This is a genomic window from Virgibacillus salexigens (genome assembly GCF_000723585.1).
In the GTDB taxonomy this organism is placed as follows: Bacteria; Bacillota; Bacilli; order Bacillales; family Amphibacillaceae; genus Virgibacillus; species Virgibacillus salexigens.
The window spans coordinates 221,349-245,969 of sequence record NZ_CCDP010000002.1; the positions used below are offsets into that span (position 1 = coordinate 221,349).

21 protein-coding genes are annotated in these 24,621 nt (G+C 36.9%); 14 read left to right on the forward strand and 7 right to left on the reverse strand.

Annotation, left to right across the window (positions count from 1 at the left end; genetic code table 11):
• Positions 1-385: 385 nt before the first annotated feature.
• A complete protein-coding gene (locus BN990_RS13940; protein ID WP_038245607.1) occupies positions 386-1,294 on the reverse strand; it encodes a LysR family transcriptional regulator in 909 nt (302 codons plus the stop codon).
• A gap of 143 nt (positions 1,295-1,437) precedes the next feature.
• Between BN990_RS13940 and BN990_RS13945 the strand changes: the two genes are divergently transcribed.
• Positions 1,438-2,457, forward strand: coding sequence for an alpha/beta fold hydrolase (locus tag BN990_RS13945; protein ID WP_038245608.1), 1,020 nt, complete (start codon positions 1,438-1,440; stop codon positions 2,455-2,457).
• Between the two features lie 485 nt (positions 2,458-2,942).
• Here the strand turns inward: BN990_RS13945 and BN990_RS13950 are convergent, their stop codons facing one another.
• From BN990_RS13950 to BN990_RS21575, 6 genes are all read right to left on the reverse strand, one after another.
• Positions 2,943-3,629, reverse strand: coding sequence for an N-acetylmuramoyl-L-alanine amidase family protein (locus BN990_RS13950; protein ID WP_038245609.1), 687 nt, complete (start codon positions 3,627-3,629; stop codon positions 2,943-2,945).
• 38 nt (positions 3,630-3,667) lie between these two features.
• Positions 3,668-4,519 carry a polysaccharide deacetylase family protein gene (locus BN990_RS13955; RefSeq protein WP_051739205.1) on the reverse strand — a complete coding sequence of 284 codons (852 nt, stop codon included), beginning with the start codon at positions 4,517-4,519 and terminating at the stop codon, positions 3,668-3,670.
• 415 nt (positions 4,520-4,934) lie between these two features.
• Positions 4,935-6,719: a sensor histidine kinase gene (locus tag BN990_RS13960; protein ID WP_021292319.1), complete on the reverse strand. Its 1,785-nt coding sequence runs from the start codon at positions 6,717-6,719 to the stop codon at positions 4,935-4,937.
• Positions 6,716-7,402: a response regulator transcription factor gene (locus BN990_RS13965; RefSeq protein ID WP_021292318.1), complete on the reverse strand. Its 687-nt coding sequence runs from the start codon at positions 7,400-7,402 to the stop codon at positions 6,716-6,718. The genes BN990_RS13960 and BN990_RS13965 overlap by 4 nt, the downstream gene beginning before the upstream one ends.
• 485 nt (positions 7,403-7,887) lie before the next feature.
• A complete protein-coding gene (locus BN990_RS13970; RefSeq protein WP_038245610.1) occupies positions 7,888-8,343 on the reverse strand; it encodes a YrvL family regulatory protein in 456 nt (151 codons plus the stop codon).
• 692 nt (positions 8,344-9,035) lie between these two features.
• A complete protein-coding gene (locus BN990_RS21575; RefSeq protein ID WP_051739208.1) occupies positions 9,036-9,737 on the reverse strand; it encodes a hypothetical protein in 702 nt (233 codons plus the stop codon).
• 200 nt (positions 9,738-9,937) lie between these two features.
• Between BN990_RS21575 and BN990_RS13985 the strand changes: the two genes are divergently transcribed.
• The 13 genes from BN990_RS13985 (at position 9,938) to BN990_RS14045 (ending at position 24,610) form a co-directional block, all read left to right on the forward strand.
• Positions 9,938-11,407, forward strand: a complete 1,470-nt coding sequence (locus BN990_RS13985) for a flavin monoamine oxidase family protein (RefSeq protein WP_038245611.1) — start codon at positions 9,938-9,940, stop codon at positions 11,405-11,407.
• Positions 11,408-11,444: 37 nt separating this feature from the next.
• Positions 11,445-12,323, forward strand: coding sequence for an AraC family transcriptional regulator (locus BN990_RS13990; protein ID WP_021292312.1), 879 nt, complete (start codon positions 11,445-11,447; stop codon positions 12,321-12,323).
• Positions 12,324-12,431: 108 nt separating this feature from the next.
• The gene (gene melA, locus BN990_RS13995; RefSeq protein ID WP_021292311.1) at positions 12,432-13,730 is read left to right on the forward strand and encodes an alpha-glucosidase/alpha-galactosidase; all 1,299 of its coding nucleotides are present in this window, start codon (positions 12,432-12,434) and stop codon (positions 13,728-13,730) included.
• A 207-nt stretch (positions 13,731-13,937) separates the two neighbouring features.
• Positions 13,938-14,960 (forward strand): LacI family DNA-binding transcriptional regulator, encoded by a 1,023-nt coding sequence (locus tag BN990_RS14000; protein WP_021292310.1) that lies wholly within the window; start codon positions 13,938-13,940, stop codon positions 14,958-14,960.
• Positions 14,961-15,003: 43 nt separating this feature from the next.
• Positions 15,004-16,260: an ABC transporter substrate-binding protein gene (locus tag BN990_RS14005; RefSeq protein ID WP_038245612.1), complete on the forward strand. Its 1,257-nt coding sequence runs from the start codon at positions 15,004-15,006 to the stop codon at positions 16,258-16,260.
• 27 nt (positions 16,261-16,287) lie between these two features.
• Positions 16,288-17,196, forward strand: a complete 909-nt coding sequence (locus BN990_RS14010; protein ID WP_038245613.1) for a carbohydrate ABC transporter permease — start codon at positions 16,288-16,290, stop codon at positions 17,194-17,196.
• Complete coding sequence (locus BN990_RS14015; RefSeq protein WP_021292307.1) at positions 17,196-18,020, forward strand: carbohydrate ABC transporter permease; 825 nt, start codon at positions 17,196-17,198, stop codon at positions 18,018-18,020. The genes BN990_RS14010 and BN990_RS14015 overlap by 1 nt, the downstream gene beginning before the upstream one ends.
• Positions 18,021-18,307: 287 nt before the next feature.
• A complete protein-coding gene (locus BN990_RS14020; protein WP_038245614.1) occupies positions 18,308-20,038 on the forward strand; it encodes an ABC transporter ATP-binding protein in 1,731 nt (576 codons plus the stop codon).
• Complete coding sequence (locus BN990_RS14025) at positions 20,028-21,851, forward strand: ABC transporter ATP-binding protein (protein WP_038245615.1); 1,824 nt, start codon at positions 20,028-20,030, stop codon at positions 21,849-21,851. Before BN990_RS14020 ends, BN990_RS14025 begins: the two co-directional genes overlap by 11 nt.
• A gap of 53 nt (positions 21,852-21,904) precedes the next feature.
• Positions 21,905-22,630, forward strand: coding sequence for an alpha/beta hydrolase (locus BN990_RS14030; protein WP_021292304.1), 726 nt, complete (start codon positions 21,905-21,907; stop codon positions 22,628-22,630).
• Positions 22,631-22,836: 206 nt separating this feature from the next.
• On the forward strand, positions 22,837-23,355 hold the full coding sequence (locus tag BN990_RS14035) for a YjcG family protein (RefSeq protein ID WP_021292303.1): 519 nt from the start codon (positions 22,837-22,839) through the stop codon (positions 23,353-23,355).
• Entirely contained in the window at positions 23,352-23,777 is a 426-nt protein-coding gene (locus BN990_RS14040; RefSeq protein ID WP_021292302.1) for a GNAT family N-acetyltransferase, read from the forward strand. The genes BN990_RS14035 and BN990_RS14040 overlap by 4 nt, the downstream gene beginning before the upstream one ends.
• A 125-nt stretch (positions 23,778-23,902) precedes the next feature.
• Positions 23,903-24,610 (forward strand): DUF421 domain-containing protein, encoded by a 708-nt coding sequence (locus BN990_RS14045; RefSeq protein WP_021292301.1) that lies wholly within the window; start codon positions 23,903-23,905, stop codon positions 24,608-24,610.
• Positions 24,611-24,621 lie beyond the last annotated feature (11 nt).

Sequence of the window (24,621 nt, forward strand, 5' to 3'; positions counted from 1 at the left end):
TAGATTTTCATCTTGCTTTTTAACTATATATTTACGAATTTTACTGTCTATCTTTTTTTGTTGTTTGCTATCTTTATTAGGCCAGTTTATGGGGGAATACCAGTGAAGCTGTCACCAACCAATAAGGAAATGTCAAGACTGCAATCAAGTTGTTTAATGTAGATTTAAAATAAAGTTGTACCGTTTATAAAAAAGTTAAACCGTTTTGCCCCTTTGGATATGATTATCTAAAGACTCTTCACGCAACCTTAGTAAACGACTGTTAGAATCCTCTATTAAATAATACTGTAAAATATAGCTCATTATTTATAGAGGATCATAAGTAAGTCACCTTAGTTATCACACCAAGATGCCTTACTAGTTTAGGAAAATATCGATAAATGGACTAAACCGTTTTATTCTCCTCCTCTATAGCTATAACTTCCCTTGCTGCTTCTATGAAAGATAATATGATTGGTGAAAGCCATTTGTCTTTATGCCATGCCATATGTGTATACACGTGCAAGTCCGGAATCTGCCATGGAAGAGCAACAAGTTCCCCCCGTTCAACTTCGGCTTTCACTGTTATTTCTGGAAGAAAAGCAATGCCGATTCTCGTAATTGCACATTGTTTAATGGCTTCGGCATTTTGAAACTCTAAATAAGTAATATCATCAATGCCCTTTTTCTCAAATGACCGGTCAAACATAGTTCGATAGGTACAACCTTTTTCATTGACCAGGAACACTTCTCCGTGAAAATCTTCCAACTGTAGTACAGTTCGTTTCGCGAGGGGATGATCTGGAGCAACGAAAAAGCGGAAAGTTTCTTCCATTAACGGTTCCACTGCAAGTCCGCTTGAGAGAATGGTTTCGTCCAGCATAAAGACGACATCCGCGGTTCCCTCAAAGAGCGTTTGCTTGAGTTCCTGATTTGGAACAGAACGGAAGATGAGACGAACCCCTGGATAGCGCGAACGAAATAGCTGGAAGACAACTGGAAGCCGATAGGCGCAAAGAACCTCGTTGGCACTTATCGTCAGAGTGCCACTTAGATTTTCATTGTCATGAACGGCACTGCGAGCTTCGTCCAATTTGTCTAGAACACTTTGGACATGAGTTAAAAAGCGCTTACCCGCAGTTGTGAGAACGAGCTGCTTGCCCAATCGGTCAAAGAGACGAACACCAAGTTCATCCTCCAATGCTTTTATTTGCATCGTGACGTTGGAGGGGACGTAGTTCAGCGCTTCCGCAGCCCGACTGAAGTTTAAAGTTGATGCAACCGTGCGAAACGTATTCAGTTGGCGTAATTCCATCATACTACCCCCATTCCACTTTCAGTATTATTGAATACAGTTTTTAATTTTATTCACTTTTTTTGAGAGTACCATAGGTTTATACTAAGTACAAGAAATACATTCTAAATGTATGATTTCATTTTGAAGGGAGAGACAATACAATGGATTATGAGATTTTTGATTTGGGTGACGTAACCTTGCAATCAGGAGTGACGTTACCGAGCGCATTTCTTGCTTATAAAACTTATGGAAAATTGAATGAAAAGAAAGATAATGTCATCGTCTATCCAACTGCTTTTGGCGACCAGCATGCTCAGAATGAATGGTTGATTGGAAACGGCATGGCACTAGATCCGCAGAAATATTTCATTATCGTTCCAAATCTGCTGGGGAACGGATTATCTTCGTCTCCTAGTAACACGCCTCCCCCATTCGACAGGGCTAATTTCCCTCAGGTAACGATCTATGACAACGTCAAATTACAACATCGGCTGATGACCGAAAAATTCGGCATTCAAAAGATTGCTCTCGTAGTTGGATGGTCAATGGGAGGCGTTCAATCATTCCAATGGGGGGCAAGTTATCCCGACATAGTGGAACGAATAGCACCTTTCTGCGGAGGTGCAAAGACTTGGCCGCAAACGTATGTGGTCCTAGACGGAATGAAAGCTGCGCTCATGGCTGCAGTTGGCTTCGATTCAAGTAAACTAAACCAGTTGACTTCAGCAGACATGCGCGCCGTTGGCCGCGTATATGCGGGATGGGGCGTATCGCAGGCCTTTTACAAAGAGGAACTTTATCGTGAGCTGGGATTTGACTCATTGCCAGATTTTGTAGTTGGCGTCTGGGAAGATAGCTTTATGAGGATGGATCCGCACAATGTTCTGGCCATGTTATGGACAGGCCAACATGCAGATCTTAGTGCAAACCCCGCATATAACGGAGATTTCGATGAGACGCTCAAAAGCATTAAAGCGCTAGCCTGTGTCATGCCAGGGAGCACGGATCTATTCTGTACAGCTGAAGATAACAAATACGAGGCTAAGCTTATACCTAATGCTATTTTTAATCCTATCGAGTCGATCTGGGGCCATTTTGCCGGACGCGGAATTAACAGTGTCGATAATAAATTTATTGATGACAACCTAAAACGCTTGTTGGCACTTAGTACGAACGGATAAATGAAAAGTAGCTTTATATTTTTTGTTGTCCACTATTCTAAAAACATATACTACAATTAAAGACAATTGTGAAGAATTGTATTAAATTATAGGATAGATTAATAGAAATAAGTGATTTTAGAATTCAAACTATGTTTTAGATTCCATTAAAGGCTGATAGTGGAACAACACAAATAGAAAATGATCAAACTTTTTTATGAAAAATGCATAGTTCTTCACAATAAATGAATTCGTTTTGATTAATCTTTTTTCAAAACGGATTCTTTTAATTTTACGTAAAACGTGGGTTTGCGAGGTATGTTTGATCAAACATTATTTCAAAGCTACATTTAAGTTAAATACTTTAACATGCATACCCCCGTCCTACTTGGATGGGGGTATGTTAAATTTTCTAGAGAGAAGCTTTAACCAGCACAATCTGTACGCACTAAAAAATTGCGGGAAAGCCGATTAGAATAAGAAGTTATGAGAAAGATTTTTACCCTTTAAAAGATCCAATTTCCCTGTTTTTCTGATTTCTCTTGGTATTCTTTTATCCCTTCAACAATTGAAGTGGCAACTCGATTTTGAAAATCGTCTTTCCACATTTTAGACTCATCATCAAGATTCGTCAGATAACCTACTTCTATCAAAGCCGCCGGCATTTTCGTATCCTTTACAACAAATAGATCTTGCTTCTTTATCCCTCTATCCCTAAATCCAGTTGCTTCAACCACATGTTTCTGTAAGGTTTCAGCAAAAAGGCGGGAATTGTTGTGATAATAAAATGTTTCCGTACCCGAAACATTGGGATCAGAAAAAGTATTCCCGTGTATAGATATAAATAAATCTGCATCTATATCATTTGCATATTTGGGCCTGTATCGGCTTTCTTGTGATAGAAAGCTATCGTCCGTTCTCGTCATAAAAACTTCTATTGCAGGATCCTGTCCCAATAGCTTTTCCACCTTTTTTGACACACTCAAAGTAAAATCCTTTTCATACTGGCCACTTTCGCCTGACGCCCCGACATCTTTACCGCCATGTCCCGCATCAATGACAACCTTAAAAGCTGTATTACTGTTTTTACTGTTATTATGCTTAACGTTATTGTTGTCGGGATTGCTAGTGCAAGCCGATAATATTAAAGTTGAAAATAAGAACAATGTAATAAATAACATATTTTTTTTCATGTTTCTGCCTTCTTTCTTTTTAATATAGTTCTGGAGTGCTATGAAGCATCAAGACGATGGCAACGGTCATAGCAATTGAATTGTACCGGTTCAACAGAAGCTTCAATTTTCTTCATTAGAAACCCCTGTTTTGTTAAATAGCTCAATAGCTCCGGTAAATATTTCGCTGTTTTGGATTGATCATGCAACAACACAACTGGTGTGGCGTCATTTCCTTCCAATGATTGAATTTGTTCAATAAGGTTTTCCACATATTCCCCCTCTGGCAGGTCCCAGTCATTGCTGTCGATATTCCAATCCCACAATTCGTAGCCTTGTGCATTCAGAGCTTCTCTGAACGGTTTGGTTAAATACGGTACACTTCCGTACGGAGTTCGAATAAGTACGGAATGAATTCCAGTAATACTTTCGAGTGCTTTTTGGGCTTCATTCATTTCACTGAGAGCCGTTTGTTTAGAAAGGTAAAATCGATTGACATCATGTGTTACACCATGTATCCCAACGCCATGCCCCTCCTTAACCACTTGTTTTACTACATTAGGACGCTCCTTCATATGAGGTGAAAGCATAAAAAACGTCGCTTTAGCATCATGTTTTTTTAAGGTTTCAAGGATATCGTCTGTTGCAGAAGATGGGCCGTCATCAAATGTTAAGTAAACGACTTTCCCGTCAGCCCTTTTTGAATTGGTTGGCAGTGATTCTAATTTCCCTGTTTTCCTTTTTGCTGCATCATTTTTCACAAATTTTTCTACCTCTTTCACTGGAGAAGGAGAAGTAACTGTACTTATTAGAAAGAATGATAGGAAAATAGTTACTAATAGGAGTCCCAAACTTATGATTTTTTTCCTTTTTAACCTCTTTATCCACTGACTTTTCCGCTTTAACGCCATTTTTTTTATCCCTTCTTTTTCAAAGCATCTTTGTACTGTTTAAAGATTAATAGAGGCAGATAAAGATTAGGTGAAGATAATATCAATATCATTTAAAGAATTAAAAATGAGGCTAGCCCTCAGAAATGTGAGTGTATTCTATAACCTGGCATAAAAAATCCGTAAGTCAAATACCCGCGATATAACGGCTATTTGACTTACGGATTTCACAGTAATTTAGGCTTCTATTAGGATTAATTAAATTTTTTAATGGTGTTTTGACTAGAATGAATATGGTCTATGAGCTTGTCTGTGAAAAAAAGCCATCCGTTCGATACCTTTGGTAAAGGCCTATTGATCGGATGGCTCAAATAAATTAAAAACTCAATATTATCCCTTAAGTTTGGCAAATTGAATAGGTTACTAAATAAAATATCTATCCTTTTTTGTTTAAATAGAAGAAAAACTGCACTCCATCTTCAGTATTCGATACACCATATTGCGACTCATGCAGCTCTAAAACATTTTTTGAAATAGCAAGCCCTAATCCTGTTCCACCATTCGAACGCCTGCGAGACGTATCTCCGCGATAAAAACGATCCCATATTTTCTCTAAATGTTCCTGCGCAATATGAGCGCCTTTATTTTCCACACTTACTTTTACACGCTCCGGCTCTTCTATCGCGGAAATAATAATGCTTTTATTTTCTGGCGTGTAGCGAATCGCATTGGTAATAAAGTTCGTAATCACTTGCTCTATTCGATGTTGATTGGCAACCACCATAATCTTAGAAAGTTGTTTATGAACATGTAATTGCTTGTTCGCTATGTCTAAATCTAATTGCTCGCATATATACTCAATGACTTGGTCAATATAGAAGACATCCATTTTCATTTTATACGTACCAGATTCAAATTTTGCTAATTCGAGCATATCAACAATGAGCATATCCATTTTATCTACTTCATTAGCCATTGCTTTAAAATAATAATCTTTTTTATTACTAGCAACACCATCTTCCAAAATGGAGATGCAACTCTTCATAATACTTAAAGGTGTCTTTAATTCATGTGAAACACTAGAAATAAATTCTTTACGTGTATTTTCTAATTGTTTTTCTTTCTCTATATCTTGTTGCAATTGATTAATATACGAATGCAAAGTAGTAGAGAGAGTATTAATATTGTGTGATAGAGTACCAATTTCATCTTTAGAGGTAATGGGTATTGTCTCTGAAAAGTCCAGATTTGCCATCTTGTTTGTAGTATCGTTTATTTGTAACAACGGTTTCGCAATCTTTTTTGAATAATAAAATGATGCCAGAACAATAAGAAGTAGTACAAATATAACTAAGTATGGGTAATAACCTTCTAACATTTGTACAGCCTCATCAACTGGTTGTAATGATGTCATAGCAAAAATATAAATAGTTTTACCTGTAGTATCTTTTATGGGTCTAATAAATATTTTGTAATTAATATTATTTTCCTCATAGTCCAATGTTTCAGCATCGCTAGTTTGATTTTTATTTAATAGTAGGTTTACTTGAAATTGTTTTACTCTATCTATAAACACACGATTCGTATAAATGTTCGAACCGAAGGTCCCTACTGGTAATTGTAATTTCTTAATGACTCCCTTTAAGAATATCTGCGAGCTACCCTTTGGAATAGGCTCTGGTGCATCTTTTTTGCCATATAACTTTTCTGATAGTTGCCCATTATCCAATGCAACATTCCTATTTTCGACCGTTAATATAGCAGGAACCACTTTATCATCTTTTTTTACTCCATCAATCATAATACGATTTCCCTGTTCTAATTCAAACCTTACCCTTTGCAAATCTTCTAATCCAATGAAGCTATACAATGGGATGTTAATGACACGATTGGAGAAATCCTTATTTCGAGAAGGATCTAATTGAACTTTTACAGAAAAATCATTTGCATATTTTATATTTCCTACACTATCTAATGTTGTAATCCACGTCGTATTTTCTTGGTAGAAATCCTGCTCTAGCTTTTGAATTTTCTGTACATCTCCTCCTGCCTTTATGTACTCTTTTTTAAAAGATTGAATACTTGTTTCAATATCATTTACCTTTTGGTTTGCATAATATTGCTTAAAAAATATAGTTTGTCCAATAAAAATTGTCGTTAAAATGAGCATACATAATAATGTTGTAAGTATAAATAATTTTGATACAATTCCTATTTTCATGCCTTACCCTCAAATTTATAACCAGCTCGAATAACAGTTACAATACTATTTGCTTTATTTCCTAATTTATGACGTAAATTACGAATATGACTATTGACTGTACGATCATCACCAGCAAATTCATACCCCCAAATTTTAGTGATTAGCTGTTCTCTCGTAATAATAATCCCTGGATTTTGCATTAAATATGTTAATATTTCATATTCTGTGTGTGTTAAACCTATCTTTTCTTCATCTACTGTCACGGTACGTGAAGGGAAATGGACATGGATACCATTTCTAGTTAAGATATCTTCATTAGATAACTCTCCTGTATAAGCATATCGACTTTCCATTAATCGTTTCACTCTCGCCAATAAAATTGGTGGACTGTAAGGTTTTGTAACATAATCATCAGCCCCTAATTCAAAACCAAGTAACGTATCGTCTTCATCCACACGAGCTGTCAATATAATAATAGGCACATTCGATGATTTGCGAATTCGTCTACAAACAGACCATCCATCTAACTCTGGCAGCATAATATCTAAAATTATTAAATGTACTTCACGTTCTTCAAATATAGCCAAAGCTTCATTTCCATCTACTGCTTCTAATACTTCATATCCTTCATTCAATAAATAATCTTTCACTATTTCACGTAAAATGTCTTCATCTTCTACAATTAGTAATGTTTTTTGCATTTTTCTCCCTCGCAATGTCAAAAAGGTAAGTACCTATGAAAGAATATCATAACGATATAAAGATGAGATAAAGAAGTTAACTTGATATCATAATTGATAAACCCTCTTTAGGATCGTTGTCAATTAATTGCACATCCCACATTTTTATTTTATCCATACAAAAGCAATATTAGAAATGAACGTATTTGCAACCCTTAGTTGGGGTAATACCAGCGAAGCTGTCACCAACCGCATAGGGATATATCCTTTTCTTGTGCCTTTTCGATATTGTCTTCGTAAGAAGCAATATCAGTAGTTTTACATTCATAAAGTGAAAATGTTAATAGTATTAAACTCCACGATAAAATCATTACCTTCTTCAAAGAAGGTAATTTCATTTTACTCATCCTTTTATCAAATTGTGTTAACTCTCCTCTATTTTAAGAGACAAGACATTTATCATTTCATTAATGATAAGCATTTTCTCATTTGTAAGCATCAGCCAATCATTCTTTTCTTTTATATTTATCATCATCAAATACAACTTCTAGTATCGCAAGCAACAACGCAATAATAATTTCTGATCTTATGGAGAGTATCATACTTTTCATAAATTCATCCACTGTAAACAGAACGAGCCAGTTGGATAAGGCCGCAACGCTAATTCGGACGAAAAACACTTTGATTCTCCCCGTTATATTACGAACCGACAGCTTATAAATTACTTTGAAAAAAATTTCAACAATGATTCCTAGAATCAAAAAACTTATAACAAAAATAGCCAAAGACCAAATTGAATTATACTGAACGCCAAGCAGTTCAAAAATCCCTGCTAGTCCAAAGAAATAAAGCCCTATTACAAAGCTCAGAACTAAAATAATAAGAGATCCAATTCCGACAATTGTTGCCGTCTTTTCTCTTATATTCATATCACGGAATAAATTATTTTTGTGTTCTGGCATAAATTTGTTTCTCCTTCAGTTAAAATCCAACTTCCAAACTCCATTAAAGAAAATCTCCCTATATGTAAATTACCACGTATCGTAATAAAAGGTTTAAGCTGATACATATAATATAAAACAAAAATAATTATAAACAGCCAACCACATGCTTTTTGTTTTTTCTTCATCTCTTCTATCCTCTCACTAACATCAAAGTGGCAAGAACTTATATAATCAGTTATTAATCCATAACCAGAAAATGATAAGATTTCAAAATGCTACCTATGCCTCCCTATCTAGGTTGAGAAGAACCATTCCAATTAAAAGACAAATATGCCAACCTATAAAAATTTTTATAAACCGGATACTTACATAAATTTATCTGATGTTATCTATACTTGAATAACATTATGCAGGTTAACGATTGGGACAATACAAACATAACGTCGGTAAGTAGCAATAACCTCTTAATCTTTTACCTCCCTAAAAAATCCCCTGATAATAATAAATTTCTTAATCTGAATAGTATATTGTATCAGAATTTCTCTACAAAAAAATAATAATACTGGAATTTTCATCCAACCTGTGATGGTTGGCTAACTTGTACAGGCGGCCTCCTATTTTCCCTTGGAAATTAAAAAAGGCATGTTCACTTAGCTTCCTGTAAATGAACATGCCATTACTACGTTCTGCCTTCATCTCTTACAAATGACTTAAAGTGATTTGCCAGCATCAATTGCTTTTTGAATGGCTTCTATTGGGTTATTCTTATCTGAATTAATTTCATAGACGACTTTATCTACCTGCCATTGTATTTTCACTTGAGGAGAATCTTTAAAACCACGAACTTTTATGACTCCTTTATCTTGAGGAGCAGGTAAATAGTGACTTTCTAAATAGCTAACCATTTGTTTTGCAAGCGCTGTATTATTAGGATATTTTTCTGTTACATATTGGGTATCAGTAGGATAATCCAATCCAATAAACCAGCGGCCTTCATTCCAAGAGATATACTGGTGACCTGCACCTGCATCTCTAGATCCTTCAATACCAAAACCTAGGTCAATGTTTGTTTGTTTTATGTTACGATAGCCTTCCATGTAATTAGCTGCTTCTTCCGAAGTATTAAATGTATGCTTTTCTAGTTCATCCGGAATGGAACGTTGTTTGCTTGAATTATCATCGTTATTCCTACTTGATTCATTGGCTGCAGAGTTGTCATCATTATGTGATTGTTCCACATTGGATTCCGAGCTAGTACCAGCTGCTTCATTGGGTTGCTTGTCATTAGCAGCTTCATTTGTTTCATTCGTAGTTGCATTCGGATCATCATCTGCTGCTTCAAGATTTGTGTTACATCCAGCTAGGGTGATGCTAACAACCAGGATTCCCATCATTATGCTTCTGACATGCATCGTCATTCCACCTTTCCTGAAGTCCTCTATAGGAAACATTTTCCCTAACAGCAAGACAGTAAACATAACTAAAGATACAGGGTAATTACGTCATGCAAAATGTATGAATCCATCATACTTAGCCGAGGGCTCTCCTTTAGCCTTACATATCCCACCTTCTTTTCACATAGTTATAGGAAGGAAGAAAGGTGGTTACTGACATGAACAATTCTGATTTTGCTTCCCTCCGTTACCCAGAAGATATGCTATCCATTATTCGCAATGGATTAACGACTTCTTCACATCCGAAGAGTGTAATTATTATTGGTGCAGGTATGGCGGGCCTTGTTGCTGCTTCCTTATTAAAACAAGCGGGACACCAAGTAACCATCCTGGAAGGTAATGATCGCATTGGTGGAAGGGTTTATACGCTGAGAGAACCTTTTTCAGCAGGAAATTATTTAGATGTGGGGGCAATGCGGATTCCGGATAATCATGCGTTGGTCCTTGAATACATGAAACGATTCCATCTACCAGTCAATCATTTTCTAAATACGACTCCCGAAGATATAATTTATGTCAATAATGTATTAACAACAAGAGCAGTATATGAAGAAAACCCTGATATTTTACAATTTCCGGTGAATGAAAATGAAAAGGGAAAAACAGCAACAGCGTTATTTTTAGAGGCAACACAGCCATTTCTTGACTTATATAATAATAGTTCACCTGAAGAACAAGCACGGCTAGAAGAGGAATTTAGTGAATACTCGATGGGCGAATTTCTACAATATAATCCTATTGGTCGACCACTATCTATACCCGCCATTCGCAGCATTGGTGTTATGCTAGGAATCGAAGGTTTTCCTCAAGCTTCCTTTGTCGATATTCTGACAGATATTACGTATCCTATATTTGGTGAATCCGTTGAGTTTCTGGAAATAGATGGTGGTAATGATCGACTTCCATATGCCTTTCTAAATCAGCTTCAACCACATACGTACGTCAATCAAAAAGTAGAGCGAATCTATCAACATAATCATGGCGTACGAGTTCAGTCGTGGAATCCGCTAACTCATAAAACAACATGGGTTGATGGAGATTATACGATTGTCACCATTCCCTTTCCTGTTTTTCAGTTTATCGATGTTATTCCTTATAACTCCATTTCCTTTGAAAAATGGCAAATTATTCGGGAACTGATCAATGTACCCTCGGTTAAAATTGGAATTGAATTTAAACACCGATTCTGGGAAAAACTTCATCTCGGGAATGCTATTTCAGATATCCCTACGCGTTTTTCTTATATCCCAAGCCATGGAATAGGTGAGCCAGGACCAGCGATTTTGTTAGCTAGCTACAGTTGGGGCGAAGATGCAATTCTCTGGGCGAGTTTACCACCACAGCAGTTAGCTCGAGCATTGTTAAAAGACATAGCAAAAATCTACGGCAATATCGTCTTCCAAGAATATATTCAGGCTGTATCCTATAATTGGAGCCTAAATCCATACTCAGCAGGGGCATTTACGTTATTTACCCCTGGACAAGGAAAAGAATTTTCAGAGGTTATTCGCCAACCTGAGGGACGATTACACTTCGCTGGAGAGCATACTTCTTCCTTTCACGGCTGGATAGAAGGAGCAATTGAGTCTGGTATTCGTACTGCGTATGAGATCAATGCAAGAGAATAATCATTACTACTAATTATAAAATAAGGTGGCATACGAAATGACTTCTTCAACGAATAGTTTTGGTTTTAAATTCAAAGGCGATCTGCAAATGCGGATTGCCGGCCTTCACTCCATTGGAAAAGAAACAAGAACGTGCCCTTCTTATCAATGGAATGGCTTAGAACGGAGTGAAGAAGGAAGATGGGTATTTCAATATACATTACATGGACAAGGTGCTATCCGAATTGGAGAGCAGACGTATGATTTATCAAAAGGACACGCATTTCTTGTGCAGATCCCGAGTGATCACTGTTATTATTTACCTGATCAATCTTCTAGCTGGGAATTTATCTTTATTACGTTATTTGGAAATGAAGTAACCCGCTTCTTTGAACAGATCACCACGAAACATGGACATCTATTTACGTTTCCCCTTCATGCGAAACCTATTAAGCGCATCTTTCATTTATTAGAGGAAATTGCGACTTCAGGAATTGAACAAGCATATAAAGCATCGCAATACGCCTACAGCTTTCTAATGGATTATCTGCAATACGTAGAATATGAAGAGCAGAGTCAAAGCCCGTTCCCCCTCACGATTTATAAAGCCATCTCCTTTATGCAAAGCAAGTTTGCGGAAAATCTTGTCTTGGATGATATTGTTGCTGTTACTGGTTTATCAAAGTATCATTTTACAAGACTCTTCCATCACACAGTAAAAGAGACGCCGATGAAATACCTTGCAAAATTACGAATACATCAATCCATCTTTTTACTAAAGAATAGTGATCTAACCATTGCAGAAATTGCAACAGCGGTTGGCTTTCGTAGTGGTAATTATTTTAGTAAAGTTTTTAAAAACATGATCAATGTCCCTCCTAGTGAATATCGAAAAAACCAATCCTATATGCCTGTTGATCATTTTTTTATCGATTAAATACAAGCAATAATTTACCTCATTTTATTTTTTTTACGATTGTAAAGCTACATTTCTTCGCATAACATGTAGTTCAAGAAGGCAATTATTTATCAGGGGGGAATGTTGATGTCTAAGATTACCTTTTTAGGTGCAGGCAGTACGGTGTTTGCTAAAAATTTACTAGGCGACTGCATGACTGTCGATGCGTTGCAATCGTTTGAGTTCGCATTGTATGATGTCGATCATGAACGTTTACGAGATTCAGAGTTATTGTTAAATACAATGAAAAAGAACCTACAATCCAATGTAACTATTATTACCTATCATGACCGAAAAGAAGCTCTGCGAAATGCAACCTATGTAATTAATGCTATTCAAGTAGGCGGTTATGATCCGTGTACAATTACCGACTTTGAGATGCCAAAGAAGTATGGACTTCGCCAAACAATCGCAGACACGATCGGAATTGGAGGAATCTTTCGTAACCTCCGTACCATACCAGTTATACAAGCATTTGCTAAAGACATGAAAGAAGTTTGTCCAGATGCATGGTTTCTTAATTACACGAATCCAATGGCTGTATTAACCAATGTTTTGCTCCAAGAAGGAATTAAGACAGTCGGCTTATGTCATAGCGTGCAAGTCTGTGCAAGCCATTTATTAGAATCATTAGATATGCCCTTCGATAATATTCAATGGAAGATTGCTGGAATTAATCATATGGCTTGGCTTTTGGAGATTACAAGAAATGGCAAAGACCTTTATCCAGAAATCAAACAACGTGCCCGCCAAAAGCAATCTGAAAAACATGATGATATGGTCCGTTTTGAATTAATGCAACGCTTCGGCTATTATGTTACGGAGTCTTCCGAGCATAATGCAGAATATCATCCATACTTTATTAAAAAGAACTATCCAGAACTGATAGAACAATATAATATTCCGTTAGATGAGTATCCTCGTCGTTGTGTGAATCAAATAGAAGGATGGAAACAGATGCGAGAAGATCTTGTTCATAATAAACATTTACATCATGAACGTACCATGGAATATGGTTCGTATATTATCGAGGCAATGGAAACGAATCAGCCATTTAAAATTGGCGGTAATGTCCTAAATACTGGCGGCCTCATTCGTAATTTACCAGAAAAAGCTGTAGTGGAAGTTCCATGCCTGGTCGACGCATCCGGGGTTACACCAACTCATGTAGGCGACCTTCCTGAGCAGCTCGCAGCACTCAACCGGACAAATATCCATACACAATTATTAACAATCGAAGCGGCTCTTACGAAGAAGAAAGAAAAGATCTATCAGGCCGCACTTTTAGATCCACATACCGCTGCTGAATTATCGATTGATGATATTGTTTCTCTTTGTGATGACTTGATTGAAGCACATGGCAGCTGGCTACCAGCTTATACGTAATTAACAAAATCTCTCGCTTAGGTTCAGCGAGAGATTTTTTAGTAAAATAATTAGTTTTTTAAGTTATATCTTCTCCCATGAACACATAAAATGAACTCAAATCAAGTAAACTTTCGTAAAAAATCATCCTATTTACATCGCTTCTATTTCATTATTTTTTTATTCAACCACCTCATTTTTTACTAAATACAAGAAAAGGTGAAGACAATGGCAACCATAAAAGATGTCGCTAATTTAGCTAACGTATCACAGGCTACCGTTTCCCGTGTATTAAATCATGATCATACCCTATCTGTCTCGGCGGATACAAGAAACCGTATCGTTGATGCAGCTAAACAATTAAACTATCAGACGATCCGTGTTCGCAAACAACATACTTATAGCCAAGCTCCCTACCGAATTGGTATTTTCTTATGTTTATCGCAAGAAGAAGAATTAAATGATCCGTATTTTCTTTCGATACGGCAAGGAGTTGAGCAGGAATGTAAAGCACTTGGAATTGAAAGCATGGAAATATACCGAAAATATAATTTTAATACTACTCAATTAAATCCTAATTTGGATGGCTTGATCATAATTGGAAAAGTAGATACCGAACTAATACAGTATATTCGAGGAAAAATGAAATGTATCACGTTTATTGATTGCTCTCCAGACGAAGATACGTATGATTCAGTTGTAATTGATTTTCAGAAAGCTACGAATCTAGCATTGGATCATTTATTGGAGAGTAATATCAATACAATCGGGTTTATCGGAGGGAGGCAAACCGAATATACGAATAATCAACTTTCCCACACATATGAGGACGAACGCTATTTAACATTCAAACAACGTATGCGTGAAATAAAGCAATACGACAAGCGTCATGTGCATATTGGGGAATTCACAATGACGACAGGTTATCGGCTTATGAAACAAGCAATTGAACAAGGCGGGTTGCCAAATGCTTTCTTTATTGCAAGTGATCCAATGGCGATTGGAGCATTACGTGCACTACGAGAATCCGGATTACGTGTTCCAGAAGATATAAAAATTATTGGCTTTGACGATATTGAAATGGCTCAATTTGCAAACCCTCCTCTTTCTACCATTCATGTTCCAACCGAATGGATGGGAAAAATCGGTGTGAAATTATTAGTCGAACGACTAAAAGGGCGTGATCTACCATTAAAGGTAACAGTACCTACAACATTAATCCAACGTGAAAGCACGAAGATGACAACGTAAGTTAAATGATGTTTTCCATTAAAATAGCGGAAGGATTGATATTATGAAAGCGCTTTTAAAGATTAGCTTTACACTTCTCATTTGCATCATTGTATTAATCGGGTGCTCTGACGGTTCTAATAAAGAGAGCGGAAAGGTCACTTTATCGTTATTTTCTACTGTCACAAATGAATCAGATCAGCAAGCAATCGAACATGCAGCAGCTAAATTCGAAGAAGCGAACCCAGATATTCAGATTGATTATAATTTTCCTGGTGGTGATTATGAAGACATGCTTCGAGTGAAGATGGCAGCTAATGATATGCCTGATTTATTTGACACACACGGATGGGCACAGCAACGTTATGGCGAATATGTGATGGACTTATCCGATATGGATTGGGTAGCTGATTTAGATCCTGCCTTAGAATCTATTTTCACCGATGATCAAGGAAAGGTCTATGCCTATCCTCTCAACCAAGCAAAAGACGGTTTAACTTACAATAAACATGTTTTGGATAAATATGGTATTAAACCTCCTGAAACGTTTGATCAATTCATGGATGCGCTTGAAAAAATAAAAGAAAAAAGTAATGGAGAAGTTACTCCTCTTTGGTTTGCAGGATCAGAAAAGTCACAGCTTGGGCAATTTCTTGACGAATTCGCTACTCCTTTACTCATTACACATCCGGAACACAATTTCAGTAAGGAATTAGAAACAGGAAGCTTCGATTGGTCGAAATACACTTTTTTACCTAAAAAACTAAAAGAAATGCAAAATAAAGAACTATTAAATGAAGACGTGCTTACCGCACAAATTCATGAACTACCTCAACTACTTGCTCAAGATAAGATTGGGTTTGTTATGGCCACAACGCCGATTCAATCCGTAAAGGAATTAAACCCGGATGCAGAATTAGGAGTTATTCCTGTACCTGCGATTCATGAAGGCGGGGAACAAAGTTGGATTGGAGGCGAACGTCATACGATGGCAATCTGGAAAGATACGGAACACCCTGAAGCGGCTCGCAAATTTATTGAATTCTTAGCACAGCCAGATATAGTTAAAGCGATAGCTGAAGGAACCTCCCTACCTGCCGGATTAACCAATGCCACAGCAGATGTCTATTACTCAGACGATTATCAAAAGTACGCGGATGTCCAAGTAGAGCCTTATTTTGATCGAATTTATTTGCCAAGTGGGATGTGGGATGTATTAGGAAATACAGCACAAGAACTGCTATCCGGTGCTTTAACTCCTGAACAAGTGTCCGAATCTACAGGAAGTGAATTTGAACGACTACGGGATCAAGGGAAGTAGAATTGCGCTTAATAGGAGTTGATTTAAATGAAAGCATACACGCATTCTCTCCAACAGTCGAATACTAAGACGAAACGGATTTCTTCATTATGGTGGATGTATCTACCTGCATTGTTATTTGTTGGACTTTTTATTATCTATCCATTTATCAATGGGATTCGCATCTCGTTCACAAACTGGAATGGTTTTTCTCAAATGTATGATTTTATTGGATTCAAACAATATACGCGAATGCTTTCTGATCCCGATACATGGTTAGTTGTACGAAATACATTAATTTATGGAATTGGGAGTACATTGTTGCAGAATATTATTGGACTGCTTTATGCTCTATTATTAAACCAGAGCTTCCACTTTCGAACATTGACACGTACGATTATTTACTTGCCCGTTATTATTAGTCCCTTAGTGATGGGGTATATCTGGTATTTCTTTTTTGCTTACCAAGGCGGAGCATTTAATGATGTGCTCCTTTGGTTAGGATTGGAGAAAGTTAATATATTAGGCAACCCTGACATGAATATTTGGATTATCGTATTCGTAAATACATTTCAATTTGTTGGAATCGCAATGATCATTTATTTGGCTGGATTACAAAGTATTCAGAAGGATTACTATGAAGCCGCCGAAATAGATGGAGCAAGCCCCTTTCAACGATTTAAAAACATCACACTTCCACTATTAATGCCATCCATAACCATTAATATGGTTATCAATATAATTGGGGGATTGAAGCTATTTGATGTCATTATTTCGTTAACGAACGGCGGTCCTGGTAACGCCTCCCAGTCTATGTCTACCTTTATGTATAATCTATATTTTTCCAGACAAGATGCTGGATACGCAGCTACACAAGGGGTGTTAATGATGGTAATTGTCCTGCTACTAAGTCTTTCAGCATTATTGTATTTTCGTAGGAAGGAGGTTGAGGCATAATGCATCCCATCGTAAAAAAAAGACTGTTTACGATCATAGCACTCCTTATCGTCGCATTGCATATTCTCCCCTTTTATATCCTTGTGACAACCTCCTTAAAGGCAAGGGGAAACTTCAGTTCAAAATGGATTTTCCCAAGGGATATAAGCTGGGAGAACTTTACTCTTGCCTGGCAGCAAGCCAATTTAGGTCATGCACTCCTTAATACAACAATAATTACTTTTTTCGCTGCATTATTGCTTATATTTATTGGCTCACTAGCCGCTTATCCATTAGCTAGACGGCAAACGAAATTGAATAAATGGATGTATATGTTGTTTATCGCTATTATGGTAGTGCCCCCATTAGCGGCACTCGTCCCGCTTTATCAGCTCGTTGTTAATATCGGCTTAATGAATACCCATCTTGTAGCCATTCTTAATAACGTAGCTGCATATCTACCCTTAACGATCTTCTTATATGCTGGCTTTATCCGCTCAACAATACCTAAATCGTTAGAAGATGCAGCTCGAATAGACGGTGCAAGTACAGCAACCATTTTCTTTCGGATTATCTTCCCATTACTAAAACCGGTCACGGCATCTATCTTAATAATTTCTTGTGTCTTCATTTGGAATGATTATCAATTTGCGATCTTCTTCCTACAAGATAAAGATGTTCAAACGATGACTGTAGCATTATCAAGCTTTTTCGGCGAAAATGCGAATAATCTCAACCTTGTCGGTGCAGCAGCAATTATTGCCATGCTGCCGATGGTAGTTCTGTTTCTATTCTTACAGAAGTACTTTATTAAAGGTCTTGCATCAGGATCTGTCAAAGAATAACCGTTATTTTTTAGGATAACTTAGCAGTTATTACCTGTTTTCCACTTCTATTGGCTTGATGCGAACCAACTGCATCAAGCTTTTTCTTCTTGCTTGCTCCCCTTCTCTTTTTAAAACAAGCAAATGCCAGAGCTGGCCTCGACTTGCTTCTAAAGATCTTGGATTACTTATTATGCAAGGTATAGGGTATAACCTTAAATGGTAATAACTTGCGGAATAGGATGTTGGATAAAAAATTTTATTCCATTTATAATAGTAGAAAACTGTATGCTGGGTGGAGGGTCATCATGAAAACAGTCTTAGCTTTTTTAAAACCGTATAAGCTCCCGGCCGTTGTTGCTTTTTTACTCATGTTAATCGAGCTTACGGTAGAGTTAATGCTTCCCTTCTTTCTAGGAAAAATGATCAATGAAGGGGTGGTAAACCAAGACATAGACACCATCATGATGTGGGGTGTGATTATGATCGGTCTTGCTTTTATAGCCTTCATTGCAGGAATTATCAATTCATTTTATTCATCCCATGTCGGATGGGGTTTTGCTCATGATATACGCAAAAAATTATTTGCTAAGATTCAAGCATTCTCCTTCGCTAATTTAAATCAGTATCCAACTTCTGGGTTAATGACTCGCTTCACCAACGACGTACGGCAAATTCAAAATACGATTTATATGATATTGCGAATTATGTCAAAAGCACCATTATTAGTGATCGGTGGTGTAATCATGGCTTTTGTCGTTAATGCTAGACTTGCACTTATCTTTTTAATTACTGTTCCAATATTAGTAGGGTTTATCTTATGGGTATTAAAACGAGCCAGCGGTTTATTCAATAAGATACAAAATAGTATTGACAAAGTAAATCGCGTGATGCAAGAAAACCTTTCCGGGATGCGGCTAATTAAAGCTTTTTCACGAAGAAACCATGAAGAAACACGGTTTACTGAAGCAAACCAAACCTTAGCAAATCGTACCCGCTATACTTTTCGGTTCATAGAGTCGTCGATGCCTGTGCTTTTATTCGTTATGAACCTGAGTTTAATTTTCATTATCTGGTTTGGTAACCTTCAGACGATTTCCGGTACAACTAGTGTCGGAGATGTAGTTGCGATCATCAATTATGCGATGCGGGTTGCAATGTCTATTTCTATGTTTACCTTTATTATCATGGGAATCTCACGAATGAAAGCTTCTGCTGATCGTGTGGATCAGGTATTAAACGTTGATGTGGATCTAAAAGATCATGATGAAGCAGATAGCTCTCTTCGTGTTAAGCAAGGTTTTATTACATTTGATCATGTTTCATTTATTTATCCAGGAACAACGAAGTCTGTTTTAAGTAATGTTCGTTTTTCTGTGAATCCAGGTGAACGTTTAGCAGTTATTGGCTCTACTGGATCAGGTAAGACATCGTTATTTCAATTAATATCACGCCTCTATGATGCAACAGAAGGCGAAATACGGATTGATCATCGACCAACGACTGATTATACATTAGATAATTTGCGGAGAAGTATTGGATACGTACCTCAAAGCCCGCTATTATTTACCGGTACAGTAGCTGAGAATATTGCTTGGGGGAAAGAACATGCTTCTACTAAGGAAATTATTCACGCAGCCAAAGATGCACAAATCCATGATGCGATTATGGAGCTTGACAACCAATATCAAACGAAAGTTGGGCAAAAAGGGGTCAACTTATCTGGTGGTCAGAAACAGCGAATTTCCATTGCCAGAGCACTTATTCGAAATCCGAAGATTCTAATGTTGGATGACAGTACGAGCGCCCTCGACCTCACGACAGAATCAAAGTTGCTACACGCAATGGAGTCCTATGAATGTACAACGTTACTTATTACCCAAAAAATTTCGACGGCAATGCGGGCTGATCGAATATTATTAATTGATGAAGGAAAAGTACTTGCAATTGGAACGCATGAGGAATTGCTTCATTCCTCCTCTCTATATCAACGAATCGTTACGTCTCAATTTGGAAAGGAGTATGCAAATGTCGAGTAATTCATTAAAACAACCTTTTCAATATGAGAAAATTCCAATCGACTCGATTCACGTAGATAAAAAAAAACGTGCCAAAGATACAACAGGAACAGTTAAGCGCATATGGTCTTATTTAGCAAGAGAGAAAATGAAATTAGTCCTTGTTATATTAATGGTTATTGCAAGCTCTGGGTTAAGCTTACTTGGTCCCTTTATGATCGGTATGGCGATAGATGACTTTATTGTCACTAAAGAAACAGCAGGATTAACTACTTTACTAATCTGGTTAGTCGTCATTTATCTCGGTCATTCCCTTTCGGTATTTTTACAAAATTATTGGATGATTGGTATCGCACAACAAACTGTATTTTCTTTAAGATCGGAATTATTCTCTCAATTTCATCGACTACCTATCGCTTATTTTGATCAACGCCAACATGGTGAACTGATGAGTAGAATTACCAATGATATTGATAATGTAAATAACACGCTTAATCAATCCGTTATACAGATATTCTCTAGTGTGTTAACACTAATTGGGACAATAGGCGTGATGATTTACCTTAGCCCCCTTTTAACGCTTGTAACCATGACCATTATTCCTGTTATGTTTCTAGGTATACGTTGGATTACGAAACGCACTGGTCCATTATATAAATTGCAACAGCGGAACCTTGGCGAGGTCAATGGCTATGTAGAAGAAATTGTATCCGGACAGCATATTGTAAAAACCTTCTCTCAAGAAAACCGGGTCATGCGCGAATTTGAGCAACGAAATAAAGACTTAAATCATGTTGGATTCTGGGCTCTAACCATTTCTGGATTTATTCCTAAAGTCATGAATATGCTTAATTTTTTAAGCTTCGGGCTCATCGCATTGGTTGGTGGACTATTAGCTATTAAAGGTTTTGTGACGGTAGGTGTAATTGTTATTTTTACCGAGTATGCGAGACAATTTACCCGCCCCCTAAATGAACTATCTAATCAATTTAACATTCTTTTATCTGCGGTAGCAGGAGCAGAACGTGTCTTTCGTGTGATCGACGAGAAACAAGAAGAAACGGATGAAGAAGATGCCAAGGAACTACATTCAATAACCGGTCATATTATCTTTGACCATGTCTACTTCGGATATGAGGATACTGCCATTCTTAAAGGAATTAGCTTTGAAGCAAACCCGGGAGAAACCGTTGCTCTAGTAGGACATACTGGAGCAGGAAAAACTACCATCATTAATTTGCTTGCTCGGTTTTATAACTATGACGAAGGGGATATCAGGATAGATGGAACATCTTTAAAAAGCATTAAACGAGCTAATTTGCGTCAACATATGGCTTTTGTCCTACAAGATGCTTTCTTATTCCATGCTACTATCCGTGAGAATATTCGATATGGGAAATTAGCAGCTACTGATCAGGAGGTAATGCAAGCAGCCAAAAATGCTAATGCTCATGAATTTATAGAGAAATTACCAAATGGCTATAATACGATGTTAGATCAATCAGGGAGTGGAATTAGCCAAGGTCAAAAACAATTATTAACAATTGCTCGTGCTTTACTTGCAGAACCTACCATCTTGATTTTAGATGAGGCAACCAGTAATATTGACACGATTACTGAATTAAAAATTCAAGAGGCACTCAAACGATTAATGGAAGGACGCACAAGTTTTGTAATCGCTCATCGATTGAATACGATCCAAGAGGCGGACCATATTATTATGCTAGAGCACGGAGAGATTATTGAGCAAGGCAACCATCATCAATTGCTAGCACAGCAGGGGAAATACTACCAATTAAACCAGAACCAAATGCAACAAAGCAAAGCTAATTAAAATGGTTTATCTATGTAAATACGGGGAATTTTTACAGAGAAAGGGAGATCAACTTGGGTAGAAAAGGTTCCATGATAGAAAAACAAATCAATAGCAACTATTTAGATGAAACGATAGCATTAAAGATCTATCAGCCTCAATCGTTCTCATCGCTTTATAAGTATCATATTTGCATTATGCAAGATGGCAATGACTATTATCAAATGGGCCGAATTGCGACGCTAAGCGATCGACTTCATGAAAATGAAGACATGACAAATACGATCTTTGTTGGCATTCACTATCAAGACAAATTCGATCGTCGTAAAAAATACCACCCACAAGGGGAACAAAATCAATCCTATACAAAATTCCTAGTTAACGAAGTTGTGCCTTTTTTAGATGAGCTGCTCCCCACCTTTCATATGGGACAATCAAGAACCTTAATGGGCGATTCGTTAGCAGGGACATTGGCGTTTATGACTGCAATTCGATACCCACATACATTCGGGAATGTGATCATGCAGTCCCCTTATGTGGATGAAACCGTATTAGAAGCAGCCAATCAAGCAACGAATTTAGATGCTATCGATATTTATCATACAATCGGAAGTGAAGAAACAAAGGTAACTACTACTGACGGAAAAACGCAAGACTTTTTAACACCAAATCGTGCATTGTATCAAATCTTAACGAATAAGGGGTTTAGTTATGAATATCATGAGCTATTACAAGGTGAACATACTTGGAAATACTGGCAAAAAGATATGAAGCGTGCACTGACAACAATGTTTGATTAGGTAATTACATTTAATTTTTCAGATAGTGCAAAAAAATCTCTTATTTTGCCATATTTTTTGTTATAATAAAGGGTAACTTAAAAAACTATACTTATTGTTAACAAACGCAATAGGAAAGTAGTAAAAAACCTATCTAGCTTTTAGCAACATATGAACCAAACCATTACAAATGAATCAAAGTGTTTGATAAAATAGGAGGTTTTATTATGAAATATGGTATTGTTATTTTTCCAACGAAGGCCGTACAGGATGAAGCAAATTCATACAGAAAACGTTATGACCCGCATTACGCGTTAATTCCTCCACATATTACGTTGAAAGAAGCATTTGAAGCAGATGGGGATCAATTGGAGGAAGTAGTTACAGAGCTTAAGCACATTGCAAATGAAACAGAACCTTTTAAAATAAACATTAACAAAGTAAGTACGTTTGCACCAGTTACCAATACGATATACTTCAAGATTGAACCAATTAAAGAACTTAATGATTTATATAAAAAAATGCATTCTGGTACCTTTTCAGAAAATCAAGAGTATGCGTTTGTCCCGCATATTACAATTGCTCAAAAGCTTTCCCATGATGAATACTCCGATATTTTTGGCAGTATGAAAATGAAAGATATCCAAATTGAAGATACCGTTGATCGTTTTCAACTAATGTATCAATTAGACAACGGCTCATGGACGGTTCATGATTCGTTTGTATTCGGGAAGGAATTTGTGTGAATATAAAAGTCGTTACATCAAAAGAAGCAATTGAGCAAGCTTATCACATTCGTACGGTTGTATTTGTAGACGAACAAAAGGTTTCCCCTGAAGAAGAACTGGATAGCTACGATGAAACGGCCATTCATTTTGTTGCTTATGACCAGGACAAGCCGATTGCAGCAAGCCGGCTTCGTTTTGTCGATCAATATGGGAAACTTGAACGAATATGTGTTCTAAAAGCGTATCGTGGGCAATCCATTGGCAAACAGCTTATTAAAGCTATGGAAGCAGTAATTGCTGAAGAAGGTTACCAGCATGCAAAGCTTAATGGTCAAACACATGCAGAAGCTTTTTATCAACGATTGGGTTATCAGACTATATCGGAACAATTCATGGATGCAGGTATCCCTCATGTAACCATGGTTAAGCAATTAACATAGAAAAAGCATTTCTTTTTAGAAATGCTTTTTTCATGTTACGTTTTCTTAACATATCCTTTTTCATGAATGAATTTCCCATTACAGGCAATGCTAAATGGTGATCTTGTTTGAAGGGGGCACAATTGATGGATCCATACCTGCAAATGTTTGGTGATACAGTATTCGGCTTTTTTGCCTTATTTATATTAACCAAAGTATTAGGAAAAACGCAAATCACCCAGTTAACTCCCTTTGACTTTATCTCTTCACTAATTCTAGGTGAATTAGTTGGGAATGCCTTATTTGATAAAGAAGCCGGTATTCCTGAAATTGCGTTTGTTATTCTTTTATGGGGAGCATTGATTTATATAACTGAAGTAATTACCCAAAAAATCAAGCGTACTAGGCATCTTATTGAAGGTGGACCGGACTTTGTTATTTATAGAGGAAAATTAATTCGTGACGTAATGAAAAAAAATAGCTTAGATGTGAATCAATTACAAAGTTTACTCCGTACAAAGGACGTATTTTCCTTACGTGAAGTGGAATTTGCATTTATAGAAACAAACGGGACGATATCCGTTATTCGTAAACCCGAGTATCAAATGCCGAATAAACAAGACCTTCATGTCTCTCCTCAAGAAATTAATCTTGCGACTACATTAATTAATGATGGTGAAATTGTCTACGATAATCTGAAAGAAAAAAATTTAACAGAGGAATGGCTGCAAGAGCAATTGAAAGCACAGGATTATGATCATATAAAAGATGTATTTTACGCCGAATATATGAAGGGGCAAGATTTGTTCGTTCTTCCATTTGTTAATAGGGAACACCATAAATTTGATGCTTAGCAAACATTAGG

Bases quoted from the DNA above. Each gene is read 5' to 3' on its own strand.
- BN990_RS13940 (WP_038245607.1), bottom strand. From the start codon at position 1,294: ATGGAATTACGCCAACTGAATACGTTTCGCACGGTTGCATCAACTTTA.
- BN990_RS14035 (WP_021292303.1), top strand. From the start codon at position 22,837: ATGAAATATGGTATTGTTATTTTTCCAACGAAGGCCGTACAGGATGAA.
- BN990_RS14010 (WP_038245613.1), top strand. From the start codon at position 16,288: ATGAAAGCATACACGCATTCTCTCCAACAGTCGAATACTAAGACGAAA.
- BN990_RS13990 (WP_021292312.1), top strand. From the start codon at position 11,445: ATGACTTCTTCAACGAATAGTTTTGGTTTTAAATTCAAAGGCGATCTG.
- melA (WP_021292311.1), top strand. From the start codon at position 12,432: ATGTCTAAGATTACCTTTTTAGGTGCAGGCAGTACGGTGTTTGCTAAA.
- BN990_RS13970 (WP_038245610.1), bottom strand. From the start codon at position 8,343: ATGCCAGAACACAAAAATAATTTATTCCGTGATATGAATATAAGAGAA.
- BN990_RS13985 (WP_038245611.1), top strand. From the start codon at position 9,938: ATGAACAATTCTGATTTTGCTTCCCTCCGTTACCCAGAAGATATGCTA.
- BN990_RS13955 (WP_051739205.1), bottom strand. From the start codon at position 4,519: ATGGCGTTAAAGCGGAAAAGTCAGTGGATAAAGAGGTTAAAAAGGAAA.
- BN990_RS14045 (WP_021292301.1), top strand. From the start codon at position 23,903: ATGGATCCATACCTGCAAATGTTTGGTGATACAGTATTCGGCTTTTTT.
- BN990_RS14015 (WP_021292307.1), top strand. From the start codon at position 17,196: ATGCATCCCATCGTAAAAAAAAGACTGTTTACGATCATAGCACTCCTT.
- BN990_RS14020 (WP_038245614.1), top strand. From the start codon at position 18,308: ATGAAAACAGTCTTAGCTTTTTTAAAACCGTATAAGCTCCCGGCCGTT.
- BN990_RS13950 (WP_038245609.1), bottom strand. From the start codon at position 3,629: ATGAAAAAAAATATGTTATTTATTACATTGTTCTTATTTTCAACTTTA.
- BN990_RS14005 (WP_038245612.1), top strand. From the start codon at position 15,004: ATGAAAGCGCTTTTAAAGATTAGCTTTACACTTCTCATTTGCATCATT.
- BN990_RS14000 (WP_021292310.1), top strand. From the start codon at position 13,938: ATGGCAACCATAAAAGATGTCGCTAATTTAGCTAACGTATCACAGGCT.
- BN990_RS13960 (WP_021292319.1), bottom strand. From the start codon at position 6,719: ATGAAAATAGGAATTGTATCAAAATTATTTATACTTACAACATTATTA.
- BN990_RS14025 (WP_038245615.1), top strand. From the start codon at position 20,028: ATGTCGAGTAATTCATTAAAACAACCTTTTCAATATGAGAAAATTCCA.
- BN990_RS21575 (WP_051739208.1), bottom strand. From the start codon at position 9,737: ATGCATGTCAGAAGCATAATGATGGGAATCCTGGTTGTTAGCATCACC.
- BN990_RS13945 (WP_038245608.1), top strand. From the start codon at position 1,438: ATGGATTATGAGATTTTTGATTTGGGTGACGTAACCTTGCAATCAGGA.
- BN990_RS13965 (WP_021292318.1), bottom strand. From the start codon at position 7,402: ATGCAAAAAACATTACTAATTGTAGAAGATGAAGACATTTTACGTGAA.